Source organism: Streptomyces sp. NPDC058637, from assembly GCF_042717325.1.
Lineage (GTDB): Bacteria > Actinomycetota > Actinomycetes > Streptomycetales > Streptomycetaceae > Streptomyces.
Map to the genome: position 1 here is coordinate 1 of NZ_JBHXRD010000032.1, position 14,381 is coordinate 14,381.

19 protein-coding genes are annotated in these 14,381 nt (G+C 71.2%); 7 read left to right on the forward strand and 12 right to left on the reverse strand.

Annotated features, from left to right (window positions below; translation table 11 throughout):
* Positions 1–283: 283 nt before the first annotated feature.
* Together ACFWVP_RS27140 and ACFWVP_RS27145 are read right to left on the reverse strand one after the other, a co-directional pair.
* A complete protein-coding gene (locus ACFWVP_RS27140; RefSeq protein WP_384500504.1) occupies positions 284–862 on the reverse strand; it encodes a fasciclin domain-containing protein in 579 nt (192 codons plus the stop codon).
* A gap of 324 nt (positions 863–1,186) precedes the next feature.
* Entirely contained in the window at positions 1,187–1,312 is a 126-nt protein-coding gene (locus ACFWVP_RS27145; RefSeq protein WP_384500505.1) for a hypothetical protein, read from the reverse strand.
* Between the two features lie 237 nt (positions 1,313–1,549).
* Here ACFWVP_RS27145 and ACFWVP_RS27150 point away from each other — a divergent pair, with 237 nt between their 5' ends.
* On the forward strand, positions 1,550–1,720 hold the full coding sequence (locus ACFWVP_RS27150) for a hypothetical protein (RefSeq protein WP_384500507.1): 171 nt from the start codon (positions 1,550–1,552) through the stop codon (positions 1,718–1,720).
* Between the two features lie 134 nt (positions 1,721–1,854).
* Positions 1,855–2,253 carry a helix-turn-helix domain-containing protein gene (locus ACFWVP_RS27155; RefSeq protein ID WP_384500509.1) on the forward strand — a complete coding sequence of 133 codons (399 nt, stop codon included), beginning with the start codon at positions 1,855–1,857 and terminating at the stop codon, positions 2,251–2,253.
* Positions 2,254–2,260: 7 nt separating this feature from the next.
* On the opposite strand, the gene ACFWVP_RS27160 is transcribed toward ACFWVP_RS27155, so the two are convergent.
* The 4 genes from ACFWVP_RS27160 to ACFWVP_RS27175 form a co-directional block, all read right to left on the reverse strand.
* Positions 2,261–2,866, reverse strand: coding sequence for a ClpP family protease (locus ACFWVP_RS27160; protein WP_384500511.1), 606 nt, complete (start codon positions 2,864–2,866; stop codon positions 2,261–2,263).
* 1 nt (position 2,867) lies between these two features.
* Positions 2,868–3,506 (reverse strand): ATP-dependent Clp protease proteolytic subunit, encoded by a 639-nt coding sequence (locus ACFWVP_RS27165; protein WP_384500512.1) that lies wholly within the window; start codon positions 3,504–3,506, stop codon positions 2,868–2,870.
* A gap of 201 nt (positions 3,507–3,707) precedes the next feature.
* Positions 3,708–4,418: a peptide-methionine (S)-S-oxide reductase MsrA gene (gene msrA / locus ACFWVP_RS27170; protein WP_384500514.1), complete on the reverse strand. Its 711-nt coding sequence runs from the start codon at positions 4,416–4,418 to the stop codon at positions 3,708–3,710.
* An 86-nt stretch (positions 4,419–4,504) separates the two neighbouring features.
* Complete coding sequence (locus tag ACFWVP_RS27175) at positions 4,505–5,608, reverse strand: hypothetical protein (RefSeq protein WP_384500516.1); 1,104 nt, start codon at positions 5,606–5,608, stop codon at positions 4,505–4,507.
* Positions 5,609–5,676: 68 nt separating this feature from the next.
* On the opposite strand from ACFWVP_RS27175, the gene ACFWVP_RS27180 reads away from it, so the two are divergent.
* Positions 5,677–6,822, forward strand: coding sequence for a cystathionine gamma-synthase (locus tag ACFWVP_RS27180; protein ID WP_384500517.1), 1,146 nt, complete (start codon positions 5,677–5,679; stop codon positions 6,820–6,822).
* 336 nt (positions 6,823–7,158) lie between these two features.
* On the opposite strand, the gene ACFWVP_RS27185 is transcribed toward ACFWVP_RS27180, so the two are convergent.
* The 4 genes from ACFWVP_RS27185 to ACFWVP_RS27200 all read right to left on the reverse strand — a co-directional run bounded on the left by ACFWVP_RS27185 (position 7,159) and on the right by ACFWVP_RS27200 (position 8,808).
* Positions 7,159–7,350: a DUF1059 domain-containing protein gene (locus ACFWVP_RS27185; RefSeq protein WP_384500519.1), complete on the reverse strand. Its 192-nt coding sequence runs from the start codon at positions 7,348–7,350 to the stop codon at positions 7,159–7,161.
* A 60-nt stretch (positions 7,351–7,410) separates the two neighbouring features.
* The gene (locus tag ACFWVP_RS27190; RefSeq protein WP_384500521.1) at positions 7,411–7,677 is read right to left on the reverse strand and encodes a hypothetical protein; all 267 of its coding nucleotides are present in this window, start codon (positions 7,675–7,677) and stop codon (positions 7,411–7,413) included.
* On the reverse strand, positions 7,674–8,123 hold the full coding sequence (locus ACFWVP_RS27195; protein WP_384500523.1) for a sigma factor-like helix-turn-helix DNA-binding protein: 450 nt from the start codon (positions 8,121–8,123) through the stop codon (positions 7,674–7,676). Before ACFWVP_RS27195 ends, ACFWVP_RS27190 begins: the two co-directional genes overlap by 4 nt.
* Before the next feature lie 154 nt (positions 8,124–8,277).
* Positions 8,278–8,808 carry a MarR family winged helix-turn-helix transcriptional regulator gene (locus ACFWVP_RS27200; RefSeq protein WP_384500525.1) on the reverse strand — a complete coding sequence of 177 codons (531 nt, stop codon included), beginning with the start codon at positions 8,806–8,808 and terminating at the stop codon, positions 8,278–8,280.
* 157 nt (positions 8,809–8,965) lie between these two features.
* Between ACFWVP_RS27200 and ilvA the strand changes: the two genes are divergently transcribed.
* From ilvA to ACFWVP_RS27215, 3 genes are all read left to right on the forward strand, one after another.
* Positions 8,966–10,195, forward strand: a complete 1,230-nt coding sequence (ilvA, locus tag ACFWVP_RS27205; RefSeq protein ID WP_384500527.1) for a threonine ammonia-lyase — start codon at positions 8,966–8,968, stop codon at positions 10,193–10,195.
* A 137-nt stretch (positions 10,196–10,332) separates the two neighbouring features.
* Positions 10,333–11,340, forward strand: a complete 1,008-nt coding sequence (locus tag ACFWVP_RS27210; RefSeq protein ID WP_384500529.1) for an ATP-binding cassette domain-containing protein — start codon at positions 10,333–10,335, stop codon at positions 11,338–11,340.
* A complete protein-coding gene (locus ACFWVP_RS27215) occupies positions 11,337–12,194 on the forward strand; it encodes an ABC transporter permease (protein ID WP_384500530.1) in 858 nt (285 codons plus the stop codon). Before ACFWVP_RS27210 ends, ACFWVP_RS27215 begins: the two co-directional genes overlap by 4 nt.
* 93 nt (positions 12,195–12,287) lie before the next feature.
* Here the strand turns inward: ACFWVP_RS27215 and greA are convergent, their stop codons facing one another.
* Together greA and ACFWVP_RS27225 are read right to left on the reverse strand one after the other, a co-directional pair.
* Positions 12,288–12,785, reverse strand: coding sequence for a transcription elongation factor GreA (greA, locus tag ACFWVP_RS27220; protein WP_384500532.1), 498 nt, complete (start codon positions 12,783–12,785; stop codon positions 12,288–12,290).
* Between the two features lie 214 nt (positions 12,786–12,999).
* Positions 13,000–13,401 carry a DUF4307 domain-containing protein gene (locus ACFWVP_RS27225; protein WP_384500533.1) on the reverse strand — a complete coding sequence of 134 codons (402 nt, stop codon included), beginning with the start codon at positions 13,399–13,401 and terminating at the stop codon, positions 13,000–13,002.
* A gap of 97 nt (positions 13,402–13,498) precedes the next feature.
* Here ACFWVP_RS27225 and mca point away from each other — a divergent pair, with 97 nt between their 5' ends.
* Positions 13,499–14,380 (forward strand): mycothiol conjugate amidase Mca, encoded by an 882-nt coding sequence (mca, locus tag ACFWVP_RS27230; RefSeq protein ID WP_384500534.1) that lies wholly within the window; start codon positions 13,499–13,501, stop codon positions 14,378–14,380.
* Position 14,381: the final 1 nt, after the last annotated feature.

A 14,381-nucleotide genomic window follows, 5' to 3' on the forward strand; every position in this document is an offset into this window, starting at 1 on the left:
GCCCTGGGGGACGACGAGGTCGCCGGCCCCGTACGCCTGCTCGGCTTCGACCCGGTGTCGATCGTGCCCGTCGGGGGCGGGGTGGGCGGGCACACCGGGGGGGGCGGGGCGCGGGGGCGGGGGAAGACCGCGCCGGGGGCCCGCTTCCCGAACCCCTGAGTCCCCTGCGATGTGCTCCGTGCCGCAGTTGGGACCGCGTGGAGCATGGGCGGGAGTATCGGGCCTGGGTCTCGTGTGCTGGTCGCCGTCGAGCCGCGACGTTGCCTGTGTTGGCCCAGGTTCGCTACTTGGGCATCAGGACGGTGTCGATGAGCTCGACCGTAGCGTTCGCGGTCGGGATGCCGCCGCAGACGATGTTCGCGGAGTCGTTGACCTTGAAGTTGTCGCCCGAGCCGGAGGTGGTGAGGTTGCTGCCTTGCAAGGTCTTGAAGTCTCCCTTCGCGAGCTGGTTCTGAGTGATCTTCTGATCCACCACGTGGTAGGTGAGGACCTTGGTCAGCTGGTCCTTGTCGGCCAACAGGGCGTCGAGATCCGCCTTCGGGATCTTCTCGAACGCCGCATTGGTCGGCGCGAACACTGTGATGTCCTTGGAGTCGTTCAGGCTGTCGCCCAGATCGGCAGCCTTTACCGCGGCGGCAAGCGTCGACAGCTCGGAGTTGTTGCCGGCCGCGGTGGCCACGGGGTCGTCTGCCATGCCGGCTGGGCTGCCTTCGCCCTCCGTCGGCAGGGACGAACAACCCGGCCCGAACGGCTGTGAGCCGCTGTCGGCGGAAGCTGTCGGCGCGGCGATTCCCAGTGCGACGGGAAAGACCGCCGCAGCTGACGCCGCGAGGACGGAGCGGCGGATGCGAGCGATGCTCATGGGACGTCTCCTCCGGTAGGGCTGTGGGCTAGACCGGTTTCATGGTCGGCCGACGAAGGCCGACCCGACCGGGAGCGCAGGCGCCGAGACGCAGACCGTGCGTATCCGGCGGGCCCGACATCCAGCGTCACACAGATCCCTCGCCCCCGCCGGGGGAGCCCGCGCCCTGAAGTTTCCCTGAGGCCGGGCAGTCGGCGTCTTCCCAGGTCACGCCAGGGATTTGTCATCTTGCCGGTGGTCGTGCAGGCCAGGTCGAACTCCGTACTGTCGACCGTCTGTGCGGAAGCGCAGCGAGCCACGTCCGGCGTACCCGGGAACCCGTCCTCAGCCCGCCGTGGCCATGCGCGCTCCGGGCACCTGCCCGTCAGGGGCGAGGAACACGGTCCGGGGCAGGGCGGCGTCGGCGGTGCGGGGCGACTCCGCCGTGGCCGGATCGGTGGTGCTGGACATCGACGGGCCGACGCCCCGCCGTCCCAGGTGTTGCCCACGGACCGCGCGGAGTCCGCGAGCACGGGCTTCGGCCCTTCGGCGTTGCCCACGGCGGCGTCGGCGGTCAGGACGGAGGCCGCGTCGGCCGGACAGAAGCCGGTACCGTTACGGAAGGCCGTGTTGCGGGTGAGCCGGATGGCGCCGGAGTTGCCCTCGTCGTTGAAGCCCAGCCCGGCGTTGTCCCACGCGGCGTCGTCGGTGAGCACCTGCGCCGCCGAGGCGGCGGTGTTGCCCCCACCGAGGGTGAAGCCGACCAACGGGACGACCTTCAAGCCGTCCGACCACTACGGCCACACCCTGGACCCGGCCGCGGACGTCCCCCTCCTGCTCAAGCGGTACGCGGGCCCGCAGGCGAACATCGGCCGCTGACCCGGGGATCCGGCCCGGACCCGGTGCGCGGCACCCGGGTTAGGGACCGACTCCCGGATTAGCCGACAGCAGATCCGCCCGGCGCGGAACGCCTGCACCTCCCGTGCCGGGCGCGGTGCTCCTAGGCTGGGGAGATGAGCAGCCACGCGCAGAACCGAGCCCGCGTCATCCCCCTGCGTCCCGTCCCCACCCCGGCACCGGGCCCCGCGCCCGCCCCCAGAGAGCCGCTCTGGCGGGACGTCGTCGGGGACGTGCTGCGCCGCGAGCGGCTCGCCCAGGAGCGGACGCTCAAGGACGTGGCCGAGGACGCCCGGATCTCGATGCCGTACCTATCCGAGATCGAGCGCGGCCGCAAGGAGGCCTCCTCCGAGGTCCTCGCGGCAGCCGCCCGTTCGCTGGGCCTCGGACTGGCCGACGTGCTGTCCCTGGCCCAGGGGGAGCTCGGCCGCCGCGGCACCGCGGCCTCCCGGACCTCCCCGGCCCGCATGTCCCCGGCCCGTGCCTCCCTGGGCGAGGTGCGGCTGGCCGCCTGACACCGGGTCAGGCGGTGGCCAGGACGCGGCGGCTGAGGACCTCGTCCGCGAGGCCGTACGCCACCGCGTCCCGCGCCGTGAAGATCCTGTCCCTGTCGGTGTCCGCCCGCAGGGTCGCCGGGTCGTGCGGCGTGTGCCGGGCCAGGACCTCCTCGACCTGCGAGCGGATCCGCAGCATCTCCCTGGCGTGCAGCCGGAGGTCGGAGACCGTGCCCTGCTGCCCGCCGCTGGCCGGCTGTCCCAGCAGCACCCGCGAGTGCTCCAGGACGAACCGCCGTCCCTGATCGCCGCCGGCCAGGAGCACCGCCGCGGTCGAGGCCGCCTGCCCCACGCAGTACGTCGCGATCGGAGCCGAGACGAAGGTCATCGTGTCGTAGATCGCCATCAGTGAGGTGAACGAGCCTCCCGGGGAGTTGAGGTAGATCGCGATCTCGGTCCCCGGGCTCGACGACTCCAGGTGGAGCAGCTGGGCGATGACGACGTTGGCGACCCCGTCGTCGATCTCCGTACCGATGAAGATGATCCGCTCCGACAGGAGACGGCTGAAGACGTCGTAGGAGCGTTCTCCCAGCGGGGTGCGCTCGACGACGCTCGGGATCGTGTACTGGCTCATGTCAGATCCCCATCCGTCGCCGCGAACCGGCCGGGCGCACGTCGTCGAGCGACTCGACGACGTGGTCGACCATGCCGTACGCCTTCGCCTGCCCGGCCGTGAACCACCGGTCCCGGTCGCCGTCCCGGGAGACCGTCTCCGCGGACTGCCCGGTGTGCGCCGCCGTGATCCGCTCGACGGCCTGCTTCGTGAACTCGAGGTTCTCGGCCTGGATCGCGATGTCGGAGGCGGTGCCGCCGATGCCGGCCGACGGCTGGTGCATCATGATCCGCGCGTTCGGCAGGGCGAACCGCTTGCCCGGCGTCCCGACGGTGAGCAGGAACTGCCCCATGGACGCGGCGAACCCCATCGCGAGGGTGGAGACGTCGTTCGGGACGAGCTGCATCGTGTCGTAGATGGCCAGCCCGGCCGTCACGGACCCACCCGGACTGTTGATGTAGAGGCTGATGTCGGTGCGCGGGTCCTCGGCGGACAGCAGCAGCAACTGCGCGCAGACCCGGTTCGCGGAGACCTCGTCCACCTGGGTGCCCAGGAAGACGATCCGCTGGGCGAGGAGCTGCGCGGCGAGGTGGTCGTCGAACCGCGTCGACGGTGTGTCCTCGTCGGCGGCGCGTGGCGGGGCGGCGGGGTGGGGCGACATCGGACCTCCCGGTGGTGGGTGCGGCCGGTGCGGCCGCGCTCACTCCACTCTTGGCCCGGGAGGGCCGCCATGTCCGCAATCTCTGCCCACCGCAGATTCGCCGCAGGCAGAGCGCCGCGGGGCCACGGGGCCGGAGGCACGGGGCCTCGATCCCGGCAGGGGGATCCAGGAAGGTGGGAACCGGCCGCCGGCAGCGCGGGGTCAGTCGCCGGCGGTCGGCGCCGGGGCGATGCCCGTGGGGCAGGCCCGGCCCCAGTTCGTCTCCGACGGGAACTCCAGGGTGGCGCCCGTGCCGCCGATGCCGCAGTAGCCGTCGGGGTTCTTGTCCAGGTACTGCTGGTGGTACGCCTCGGCGGGCCAGAAGGTGCGCCCCTCGGCCGGGAGGATCTCCGTGGTGATCTCGCGGAAACCCGAACCGGTCAGGACCCGCTGGTACGCCTCGCGGGACGCGGCCGCGCCCTCCGCCTGCTCGGGGGAGTGCGTGTAGATCGCCGAGCGGTACTGCGTGCCCACGTCGTTGCCCTGGCGGAAGCCCTGGGTCGGGTTGTGGGACTCCCAGAAGAGCTTCAGGAGCTCCGCGTAGCTGACGACCGTCGGGTCGAAGACCACCCGGACCGCCTCTGTGTGACCCGTCAGACCCGAGCAGGCCTCCTCGTACGAGGGATTCTCGGTGTAGCCGCCCTGGTAGCCGACGAGGGTCGTCCACACGCCCTCCGTCTGCCAGAACTTGCGCTCGGCACCCCAGAAACAGCCCAGCGCGAAGTCGGCGACCTCCAGCCCCTGCGGGTACGGGCCGGTCAGCGGGTTACCGAGGACCGTGTGCCGGGACGGAACGGTGAATTCGGGGACGGGACGCCCGCGCAGGGCCTCCTCGGGGGTGGGGAGCTGCGGGGTGCGGTGGTTCAGGAACATGCGGGGGCTCCTCCGGAGGTCGGTGTTCGATCCGTACAACGCGAAGGGGGCGCCGTGGATTCCGGCGCCCCCTCACCCGTCGGCGGCTACCGCGGCAGCGTCGCCGGGCTGCCGCCGTTCGCCTCGTACCCGGCCACGGCCAGCGCCCGGTACACCGTGTACTCGGCGGCCGGATCCGAATTTTGCGTCCAGGGCAGCGCGCCCACGTGACCGTCGATGTGGACGAGCTGGTGCACCGCCTCCGACCAGCGCTCCATGCGGACGAGGAAGAGGACCAGCAGGTGCCGCACATGAGCGAGCACCGGGTCGTCGGCACGGGCCGCGTGCACCGCGAACATCGCGCCCTCGACGGCCCTCGTCACCACGAGGCCCTCGTAGAAGCCCTGCACCAGATTGACCTCGGGCAGATGCTCGTACACCGCGAACAGCGGCAGCGCCGCGAGCAGCGAGCCCTGCGGGGCGCGGGCCGCGGCAGCCGTCGCGAACCGGTCGGCCTCCTCACGGGAACCGTGCCACTTCTCGCACCAGAAGTGCAGGGCGGCGATGTGCGCGCCCATGTGCGCCGGCGCACGGTCGATGATCTTCACCCAGAGCTGGTCGAACTGCTCGTGGGAGTAGCCCAGTCCACGGGCGACGGCCAGTTCCACGACGTACGGGACCGGGTCGCCCGGCGCCAGCAGGGCGGCCTCGCCGCACACCGTACGCGCCTCCTCCAGGATGATCCGGAAGTCGTCGGTGCCCACGGTGCCGGTCCGCCACGCCTGCTGCACCAGGAACTCCGCGTGCACCGCCGCGGCGCCCGCGTCCTTCGGGGCCTCGGCCCGCCACCTCCGCAGCCACGCCCCGCCCTCGCCCGGCCGCTGCGCCAGCTCCAGGGAGGCCGCCCCGGCGAAGGCCTGCACCCGCTGCCACCGGGTCTCGCTCTCCTTGGGCGTGCCGGCCAGGAGCTGGGAGGCGGCCCGCCACTCCTGGGTGCCCTGCACGACGGCGAGGACGTCGATGAGGTCCTGGTCGGGTCCCGGCATCCGGACGTCCAGCTCCTCCTGGCGTACGAAGCCGTACGTGTCGGGGTCGGCGGCGTCGGGGGAACCGGGCGCGACCTGGCGGATGCCACCACGACGGCGCAGCATGATCGGGCCGGCGACCGCGGCGAGCATGCACAGCGCGAGCAGGAACCACAGAATCTCCATGCGGTCCATTGTCCCCGGACCGCGGAGTGGCCCGTAAGCGCCCTCGGGACGAACTACGCTCGGGGCCCATGAGCGACCATCACAGCTTCGAGACCCTCGCGATCCACGCCGGCAACACGGCGGATCCCCTCACCGGCGCAGTGGTCCCGCCGATCTACCAGGTGTCCACGTACAAGCAGGACGGTGTCGGCGGACTGCGCGGCGGCTACGAGTACAGCCGCAGCGCCAACCCGACCCGTACCGCCCTGGAGGAGAACCTGGCGGCTTTGGAGGGCGGCAGCCGCGGACTGGCCTTCGCGTCCGGCCTCGCCGCGGAGGACTGCCTCCTGCGTACGCTGCTGACGCCGGGCGACCACGTGGTCATCCCGAACGACGCCTACGGCGGCACGTTCCGGCTGTTCGCGAAGGTGGCCTCGCGCTGGGGCGTGGAGTTCTCGGTGGCCGACACCTCGGACGTGTCCGCGGTACGGGCGGCGATCCGCCCCCGCACCAGGGCGATCTGGGTTGAGACCCCGTCGAACCCGCTGCTCGGCATCACGGACATCGCGGCCGTCGCCGGGGTGGCACGGCAGGCGGGCGCGCGTCTCGTCGTCGACAACACCTTCGCCAGCCCCTACCTCCAGCAGCCGCTCTCGCTCGGCGCGGACGTCGTCGTGCACTCCACCACCAAGTACATGGGCGGCCACTCGGACGTCGTCGGCGGCGCGCTCGTCACCGGCGACCCGGAGCTGGCGGAGGAACTGGCCTACCACCAGAACGCGATGGGCGCCGTCGCCGGGCCGTTCGACGCCTGGCTGGTGCTGCGCGGCATCAAGACGCTCGCGGTCCGCATGGACCGGCACGACGAGAACGCCACCAAGGTCGCCGACCTGCTGACCCGCCACCCCAAGGTGACCCAGGTCCTGTACCCGGGGCTTCCGGAGCACCCCGGGCACGAGATCGCCGCGAAGCAGATGAAGGCGTTCGGCGGGATGGTGTCCTTCCGTGTCGCGGGCGGCGAGGAGGCGGCGGTCGAGGTCTGCAACCGCGCCAGGCTGTTCACGCTCGGTGAGTCGCTCGGCGGTGTCGAGTCGCTGCTGGAGCACCCGGGCCGGATGACGCACGCGTCCGCCGCGGGCTCCCCGCTTGAGGTGCCGGCCGACCTGGTGCGGCTGTCCGTCGGCATCGAGAACGCCGACGACCTGCTGGCCGACCTGACGCAGGCGCTCGGCTAGCACCCGCGTCCCCGCGGCGGCCGGGAGGCCCCCGGCCGCCGCGGGCGTGCGCGCCCCGCGGCCGTCAGCAGATCCGGTCGAGGACGCCGAAGCCGACGCACCGGCCGACGGCACGCTCATGTCCGGACTCCCTCCGGACTCCCTCACCCGGCGAGGGTCATCCCCGCCGCGCCCACCCACCACCAGGACCTTCCGCCTGCTCACACCGTTCTCGTACATGGGCCGGACGCTGGTGCGGCCACGTGGGCGGAGTCCGAGCGACGGCTGTGCCGCGGCTGTGCGTACGGCCCCCGGGGTGAACGGCCGTGTACGGCCGACGGACGGCGCGACCCGCCGTCAGACAGCGGCCTTCTCGTCCTCCAGCGACGCCCGGATCTGCTCGCGCAGCTCGGGGCTGTCCGTGTGCTCATGGACCGAGACGGCGTGCTCGGCGGCGGCCCGTACGACTTCGTCCTCCTCGCCGGTGATGGCGAGGGAGCAGTTCGAGACGCTCGGATAGTTCCGGCAGTCCGCGATCTTCCGTGTCATGACGGCCTCCTCGGCTCGTCCGTGCCGTCCCCTCCAGGGTAGATCCGCGGGCTTCCGCCGTCACCAGCCGTCCGGGGAGGTCGTCGAGGCGGGCGGCGTCGTCCACGGCTCGGCCGTCCCCGCCCACACCACGAACGCGGCCACCACCGCCCACAGCAGGCAGACCGCCAGCCGGTGCCCCACCCGGCGGCGGCGCAGCAGCCGTGCCCCGCGCTCCGCCGCCCGCAGGGCCAGATCGGCCGGGACCGGCGGGTGCGCGCCCCGCAGCATCCGGCGGACCTGGTCCGCCCGGTGGTCGGGGGTGTCGTCGGCGTCCGCGCGGTTCACGGCCGCGCACCCGAACGCATCGTGGCGACGGCCCGGGAGCAGATGACCCGCACCCGGTCCACGGGCAGCCCCAGCAGCGCCGCGGTCTGCTCCGGCGCCATCTCCTCGTACAGGCGCAGCACCAGGACCAGGCGTTCCCGCGGGGTCAGCCCGTCCAGCAGCCCGCCGCGCGGCCGATGACCGCGCCGGGTGCCGTGCGCGAAGCGGAGCACGAGGTCCTGACGGGTGCGGTCGTACGGGTCCTCGCCGCGCAGCCGGTCCCAGTGGGCGTACGTACGCGCGAGGGCGGCGGTCAGCAACTGCCGGGCGCGGACGTTCGACCCCGGAGGGGCGGGGGGTTCGCAGGTGAGGAGGGTGGCGGTGTGCAGCAGCCGCCCGGCCGCGCCCGCCACGAAGGCCTCGAACTCCTGGGCGCGGCGCCCCTCCGCCGCGTGCCGCTGTCGCATGGACCTCATCGGAGACCCGATGGTGCACCCGGGTCAAGAGGCCGTCCGTCACGGTTCGGACCGTGCCCGGCACGTTTCGGGCCGGGCGGCCGTCACCCTTCGGACCGTGCCCGGCACCGCGGCGCAGGCCGGGTGCCCGGGGCCACGGCGGCGGTCAGCTGTCGTGCGCCGGCTGGTACGCGGCCTGCCGGGCGGCCAGCGACGCGTTGAACCGGGTGAGCAGGGAGCAGAACGTGTCGCGCTCCTCCTCGCTCCAGTCGTCGGTCACCTGGGACATCAGCTCGCGCCGCGAGGCACGGACCTCCTCCAGACGGGCCTGGCCGCGCGGCGACAGCTGCAGGACGACCGCCCGCCCGTCCTCCGGGTGCGAGGTGCGCTTGACCAGACCGGTGTCGACGAGCGGCGCGACCTGCCGGGTCACGGTCGAGGAGTCGATCCCCATGCCCGCGGCCAGTGCCTTCACGCCCATCGGGCCTTCCAGGTCGAGCCGGTTGAGCAGCAGATAGGCGGCCCGGTCCATGGAATTGCGGACCTGGCCGACACCCCCGAGGCGGGTCTGCTCGGCGCGGCGGGCGAAGACGGCCACCTGGTGCTGGAGCGCGTCGAGGAGGTGGTCCGTTCCCGGGTGTCCGGGGGCGGCGCCCCCGGAAGGAGACGCGGCAGTCGTCATGTCCTGAGGGGGCATGGCCGGGGGCTCTCTTCGTGCGGTGTCGGATGGGTGGGGGACAGAGTACGCGGCTACGGGGCAACGCGTACCAGCGCTGCACAAACCTGTGGACACCACCGCAGGCCACCATGAGATGCGACGGCCCGTGGCGGTCCGAGCTGCAAGACTTGCTGTCATGACCTTCCGTACGTCCGGCCCTTTTCCGCCGCTGATCCTCGACGACATCCGGGGGGCGCAGAAGATGCTGTCCGGGGTGGCCAGGACGACGGGGATGGAGGGCAGCCGTCATCTGACCGCCCTCGTCGGCGCACCCGTCCACTTCAAGTGCGAGAACCTCCAGCGCACCGGCTCGTTCAAACTGCGCGGGGCGTACGTACGGATCGCCGGTCTCAGCCCCGTCGAACGGGCGGCGGGCGTGGTGGCCGCGAGTGCCGGAAACCATGCGCAGGGTGTCGCACTCGCCTCCTCCCTGCTCGGCGTACGTTCGACGGTCTTCATGCCGGTCGGCGCCCCCCTGCCGAAGGTGGCCGCGACCCGTGAGTACGGGGCCGAGGTCCGGATGCACGGCCATGTCGTGGACGAGACGCTCGCCGCCGCCCAGGAGTACGCCGAGGAGACCGGGGCCGTCTTCATCCACCCCTTCGACCACCCCGACGTCATCGCCGGCCAGGGCACCGTGGGCCTGGAGATCCTCGAACAGTGCCCGGAGGTCCGCACGATCGTCGTCGGCATCGGAGGCGGCGGACTCGCCGCCGGGATCGCCGTCGCGGTGAAGGCCCTGCGCCCCGACGTCAGGATCGTCGGCGTCCAGGCGGCGGGCGCGGCCGGCTACCCGCCGTCACTGGCCGCCGGGCATCCCGTGGCCCTCGACTCGGTGCAGACCATGGCCGACGGCATCAAGGTGGGCCGCCCCGGCGACATCCCGTTCCGGCTGGTCCAGGAGCTGGTCGACGAGGTCCGCACGGTCACCGAGGACGAGCTCTCCAGTGCGCTGCTCCTCTGCCTGGAACGGGCGAAGCTGGTCGTCGAGCCGGCCGGGGCGAGCCCGGTCGCGGCGCTGCTCAGCGACCCGAAGGCGTTCCGCGGGCCGGTCGTGGCCGTGCTCTCGGGCGGCAACGTCGACCCCCTGCTGATGCAGCGCATCCTCACGCACGGCATGGCCGCGGCCGGCCGCTACCTCAGTCTGCGACTGCGGCTCACCGACCGTCCCGGGGCGCTGGCCGCGCTCCTGGCCACCCTGTCCGTGGCCGACGCGAACGTCCTCGACGTCAGTCACGTACGGACCGATCCGCGGCTGGGGCTCACCGAGGCCGAAGTGGAACTGCACCTGGAGACCAAGGGGCCGGAGCACTGTGAGGAGGTCGCGGGCGCACTGCGGGACGCGGGTTACCTGGTCATGGGCTGACGCGCAAATCCGGTTGTGGGCCGTGGCATATCGCCATAGCGTGCAGCGCCGGGCCGTCCTGTCCTCCCGGCGGGGGAGCGCCGGGAAACCTAGGATCGGCTCAGGAAGTCACCCGAAAGCAACTGGGGGAATCCCGTATGCCAGGCGCCATTTATGCCGAAGGCCTGGTGAAGACCTTCGGTGAGGTACGAGCACTGGACGGCGTCGATCTCGACGTACCAAAGGGCACCGTTCTGGGCCTGCTGGGGCCCAACGGGGCAGGCAAGACGACCGCCGTACGCGTGCTGACCACCCTGCTCCAGCCGGACAGCGGACGGGCTGTCGTGGCGGGCATCGACGTACTGAAGCATCCCAACGAGGTCCGCCGCTCGATCGGTCTCTCCGGCCAGTTCGCCGCGGTCGACGAGTATCTGACCGGCCGCGAGAACCTGCAGATGGTCGGTCAGCTCTACCAGATGAGCGCGCGCGACGCGAAGAAACGGGCGGTGCAGCTGCTGGAGAGGTTCAACCTCTCCGACGCGGCGGACCGCACCGCGAAGACGTACTCCGGGGGCATGCGCCGCCGCCTCGACCTGGCGGCGGCGCTCGTCGTCTCCCCGCCGGTGATGTTCATGGACGAGCCCACCACGGGACTCGACCCGCGCAACCGGCAGCAGCTGTGGGAGGTCATCCAGGAGCTCGTCGCGGGCGGTACGACGCTCCTGCTGACCACTCAGTACCTGGAGGAGGCCGACCACCTCGCCCATGACATCTGCGTGATCGACCACGGCAAGGTCATCGCGCGGGGCACCTCCGACCAGCTCAAGGCCCGCACGGGCGGGGAGCGCGTAGAGGTGGTCGTGCACCAGCCGGACCAGATCGAACCGGCCCGCGCGGTACTCGCCACCTACGGCAAGGGCGAGATCTCCCTCGCCGAGCACACCCGCAAGCTGACCGTCCCGGTCACCGGCGGGGCCAAACTTCTCGCCGAGGTCATCCGCGACCTCGACGGTCACGGTGTGGAGATCGACGACATCGGCCTGCGCCGCCCCACCCTCGACGACGTCTTCATCTCGCTCACCGGCCATGCCGCCGAGCTGGAGAGGGCCAACGGGGAGGGCGGATCGACCCGCGCCGCACAGAATCCGAAGGAGGACGGGAAGTGACCGCCACCACGGACACCGCGGAACTGCTGCCGCGGAGCCACCGCACCGGTATCGGCCAGTCGGTCGCCGACTCCCTCGTCGTCGCCCGGCGCAACCTGATCCGCATGGCCCGCATCCCGGAGATGGTCATCTTCGGGCTGATCCAGCCGATCATGTTCGTGGTGCTGTTCACCTACGTCTTCGGCGGTTCCATCAAGGTCGGCAGCACGATCTCGTCGACCGACTACAAAGAGTTCCTGATGGCCGGGATCTTCGCCCAGACCGTCACCTTCGCCACCGCGGGTGCCGGGGCGGGCATCGCGGACGACATGCACAAGGGGCTGATCGACCGCTTCAGGTCACTGCCGATGGCCCGGGGCGCCGTCCTCACCGGACGTACCCTCGCCGACCTCGTGCAGACCGCGCTCACCCTCGTCGTCCTCGCCGGGGTCGCACTGATCATCGGCTGGCGGACCCACGAGAACCTCGGCAAGGTGCTGCTCGGCTTCCTGCTGCTGCTCCTGCTCGGGTACGCGTTCTCCTGGATCGGCGCGCTGATCGGACTCGTCGTGCGGACACCGGAGGCGGCCACGTCCGGCGGGCTGATCTGGCTCTTCCCGCTGACGTTCATCTCGAACGCCTTCGTGGACGCCAACCAGATGCCGACCGTGCTGCGTCACATCGCGGAGTGGAACCCCTTCAGTGCCACGGTGCAGGCCTGCCGCGAGCTGTTCGGCAACCTGCCGCCGGGCTTCGTCACCCCGGACGCCTGGCCGATGCGGCACCCGATCCTCGCCTCGGTGATCTGGTCGGTCCTGATCATCGTGGTCTTCCGCACCCTGGCAGTCCGCCGCTACCGCTCAGCCACAGCCTGACGCTGGGGCTCGTTGGGAAGTTACGGGTGCAGAAATGCCTGTGATTCGGGCAAATCTGCGTCCGCAACTTCCCAACGCTCAGGACCGGTGGCGTCAGCCCGTGTAGGGCTTGGCCGTGAGGATCTTCACCGTCGCCTTCTTGCCGTTCGGCAGCTCGTACTCGGCGTCGTCGCCCATCCGCTTGCCGTTCACGCCCACGCCGAGCGGGGACTGCGGGGAGTAGGTCTCGATGTCACCGCTCGCGTACTCGCGGGAGGCGAGCAGGAAGGTGAGGGTGTCGTCCGGGTCGCCGTCGAAGGCGATCGTGACGACCATGCCGGGCTCCACCACGCCGTCGTCGGCGGGTGCCTCGCCGACCTTCGCGTGCTCCAGGAGCTGGGTGAGCTGACGCACCCGGAGCTCCATCTTGCCCTGCTCCTCCTTGGCCGCGTGATACCCGCCGTTCTCCTTGAGGTCACCCTCCTCGCGAGCGGCCGCGATCTTGACGGTGATCTCCGAGCGCGCGGGACCAGTGAGGCGTGCCAGCTCAGCCTTGAGCTGGTTGTACGCCTCCTGCGTGAGCCAGGTGACGTTTTCGCTGGTCTGGGTCACAGGGTGCTCCTCGTCGGTACTGGGAATACAAAGCATCGCCCTACCCCAAGCATGTGCTGCCACGGGTGGGCGAAACCACGAGCCTAACAATTCCCCGCGAAAAGGGGGAGAAGGTAAACCGTCACACCGGCGTATCGCCTGGTCAGCGCCAGGGCGTGCGCATCAGGCGCGGCGCGCGCCCTGCGGTGCGGCCGGGAGCCCGGGGCGTACGCCGTCAGCCGGCGGTGCAGACCATCAGCTCGACGGCGGTGGCCCGGGACGTCGTGCGCAGGGAGACGACCTTGTCGACCCGTGCGGCGTCCTCGTCGAACCGGAAGTCCCCCCGGGCCACCTCGGCGCCGTCCTCGTTCAGGGCGCGGACCGTGCAGTACCCGTCGGCGTCCCGTTCCTTGCGCACCTCCAGGTGCACCTCGGCCCGGTCGTCGGACACGATCTTGGACTTGATGAGCTCGCCGCTCACGTCCTGGCCGGCGACGTAGTCGTAACCGAACCAGCCGACGACGCCGAGGAGACCCACACCCAGCACCGCACCGATGATCTTCAGCTTGCGGTCCGCGCGCTCGTCCTCGGACCGGCCGTAGCGCCCCTCGGGCAAGGCCTCGCGTACCGCTGCCATGATCGTTCCTCCCGTGCCGGGGACGACGGAATTTTCCACCCCCCGGTTCAGTCACTATAGAAGCCGACCATCGCGACCAATCACTGAGGACCGAGTCTTGACCGAGCAGCTGAGACTGATGGCCGTTCACGCCCACCCCGACGACGAGTCGAGCAAGGGCGCGGCCACCATGGCCAAGTACGTGTCCGAGGGGGTGGACGTCCTGGTCGTCACCTGCACAGGGGGCGAACGCGGATCCATCCTCAACCCGAAGCTCCAGGGCGACGCGTACATCGAGGAGCACATCCACGAGGTGCGCAAGAAGGAGATGGACGAGGCCCGGGAGATCCTGGGCATCAAGCAGGAGTGGCTCGGCTTCGTCGACTCGGGTCTGCCCGAGGGCGACCCGCTGCCGCCGCTGCCCGAGGGCTGCTTCGCACTGGAGGACGACGAGACGGCGGCGGGGCGCCTCGTCGCGAAGATCCGCGCGTTCCGGCCGCAGGTGATCACCACCTACGACGAGAACGGCGGCTACCCGCACCCCGACCACATCAAGACGCACACCATCTCGATGATCGCCTTCGACGGCGCGGCGGACACCGAGAGGTTCCCCGAGGACGAGTTCGGGCCGGCCTGGCAGCCGCGGAAGCTCTACTACAACCAGGGCTTCAACAAGCCGCGCACCGTCGCGCTCCACGAGGCGCTGCTCGCGCGCGGACTGGAGTCCCCGTACGGCGAGTGGCTGGAGCGCTGGAAGGAGTTCGAGCGCGCCGAACGCACGCTGACCACGCACGTCCCGTGCGACGAGTTCTTCGAGATCCGCGACAAGGCGCTCATCGCGCACGCCACGCAGATCGACCCGGACGGCGGCTGGTTCCGGGTTCCGATGGACGTCCAGCGGGAGGTCTGGCCGACCGAGGAGTACGAGCTGGCCAAGTCCCTGGTCGACACCTCCCTCCCCGAGAGCGACCTCTTCGCGGGCATCCGCGACAATGCCTGAT

Bases quoted from the DNA above. Each gene is read 5' to 3' on its own strand.
- ACFWVP_RS27160 (WP_384500511.1), bottom strand. From the start codon at position 2,866: ATGAGCCAGTACACGATCCCGAGCGTCGTCGAGCGCACCCCGCTGGGA.
- ilvA (WP_384500527.1), top strand. From the start codon at position 8,966: ATGACCTTCCGTACGTCCGGCCCTTTTCCGCCGCTGATCCTCGACGAC.
- ACFWVP_RS27200 (WP_384500525.1), bottom strand. From the start codon at position 8,808: ATGCCCCCTCAGGACATGACGACTGCCGCGTCTCCTTCCGGGGGCGCC.
- ACFWVP_RS27185 (WP_384500519.1), bottom strand. From the start codon at position 7,350: ATGACACGGAAGATCGCGGACTGCCGGAACTATCCGAGCGTCTCGAAC.
- msrA (WP_384500514.1), bottom strand. From the start codon at position 4,418: ATGTTCCTGAACCACCGCACCCCGCAGCTCCCCACCCCCGAGGAGGCC.
- ACFWVP_RS27180 (WP_384500517.1), top strand. From the start codon at position 5,677: ATGAGCGACCATCACAGCTTCGAGACCCTCGCGATCCACGCCGGCAAC.
- ACFWVP_RS27225 (WP_384500533.1), bottom strand. From the start codon at position 13,401: ATGGCAGCGGTACGCGAGGCCTTGCCCGAGGGGCGCTACGGCCGGTCC.
- ACFWVP_RS27210 (WP_384500529.1), top strand. From the start codon at position 10,333: ATGCCAGGCGCCATTTATGCCGAAGGCCTGGTGAAGACCTTCGGTGAG.
- ACFWVP_RS27175 (WP_384500516.1), bottom strand. From the start codon at position 5,608: ATGGAGATTCTGTGGTTCCTGCTCGCGCTGTGCATGCTCGCCGCGGTC.
- ACFWVP_RS27195 (WP_384500523.1), bottom strand. From the start codon at position 8,123: ATGCGACAGCGGCACGCGGCGGAGGGGCGCCGCGCCCAGGAGTTCGAG.
- ACFWVP_RS27140 (WP_384500504.1), bottom strand. From the start codon at position 862: ATGAGCATCGCTCGCATCCGCCGCTCCGTCCTCGCGGCGTCAGCTGCG.
- ACFWVP_RS27155 (WP_384500509.1), top strand. From the start codon at position 1,855: ATGAGCAGCCACGCGCAGAACCGAGCCCGCGTCATCCCCCTGCGTCCC.
- ACFWVP_RS27165 (WP_384500512.1), bottom strand. From the start codon at position 3,506: ATGTCGCCCCACCCCGCCGCCCCGCCACGCGCCGCCGACGAGGACACA.
- ACFWVP_RS27145 (WP_384500505.1), bottom strand. From the start codon at position 1,312: ATGTCCAGCACCACCGATCCGGCCACGGCGGAGTCGCCCCGCACCGCC.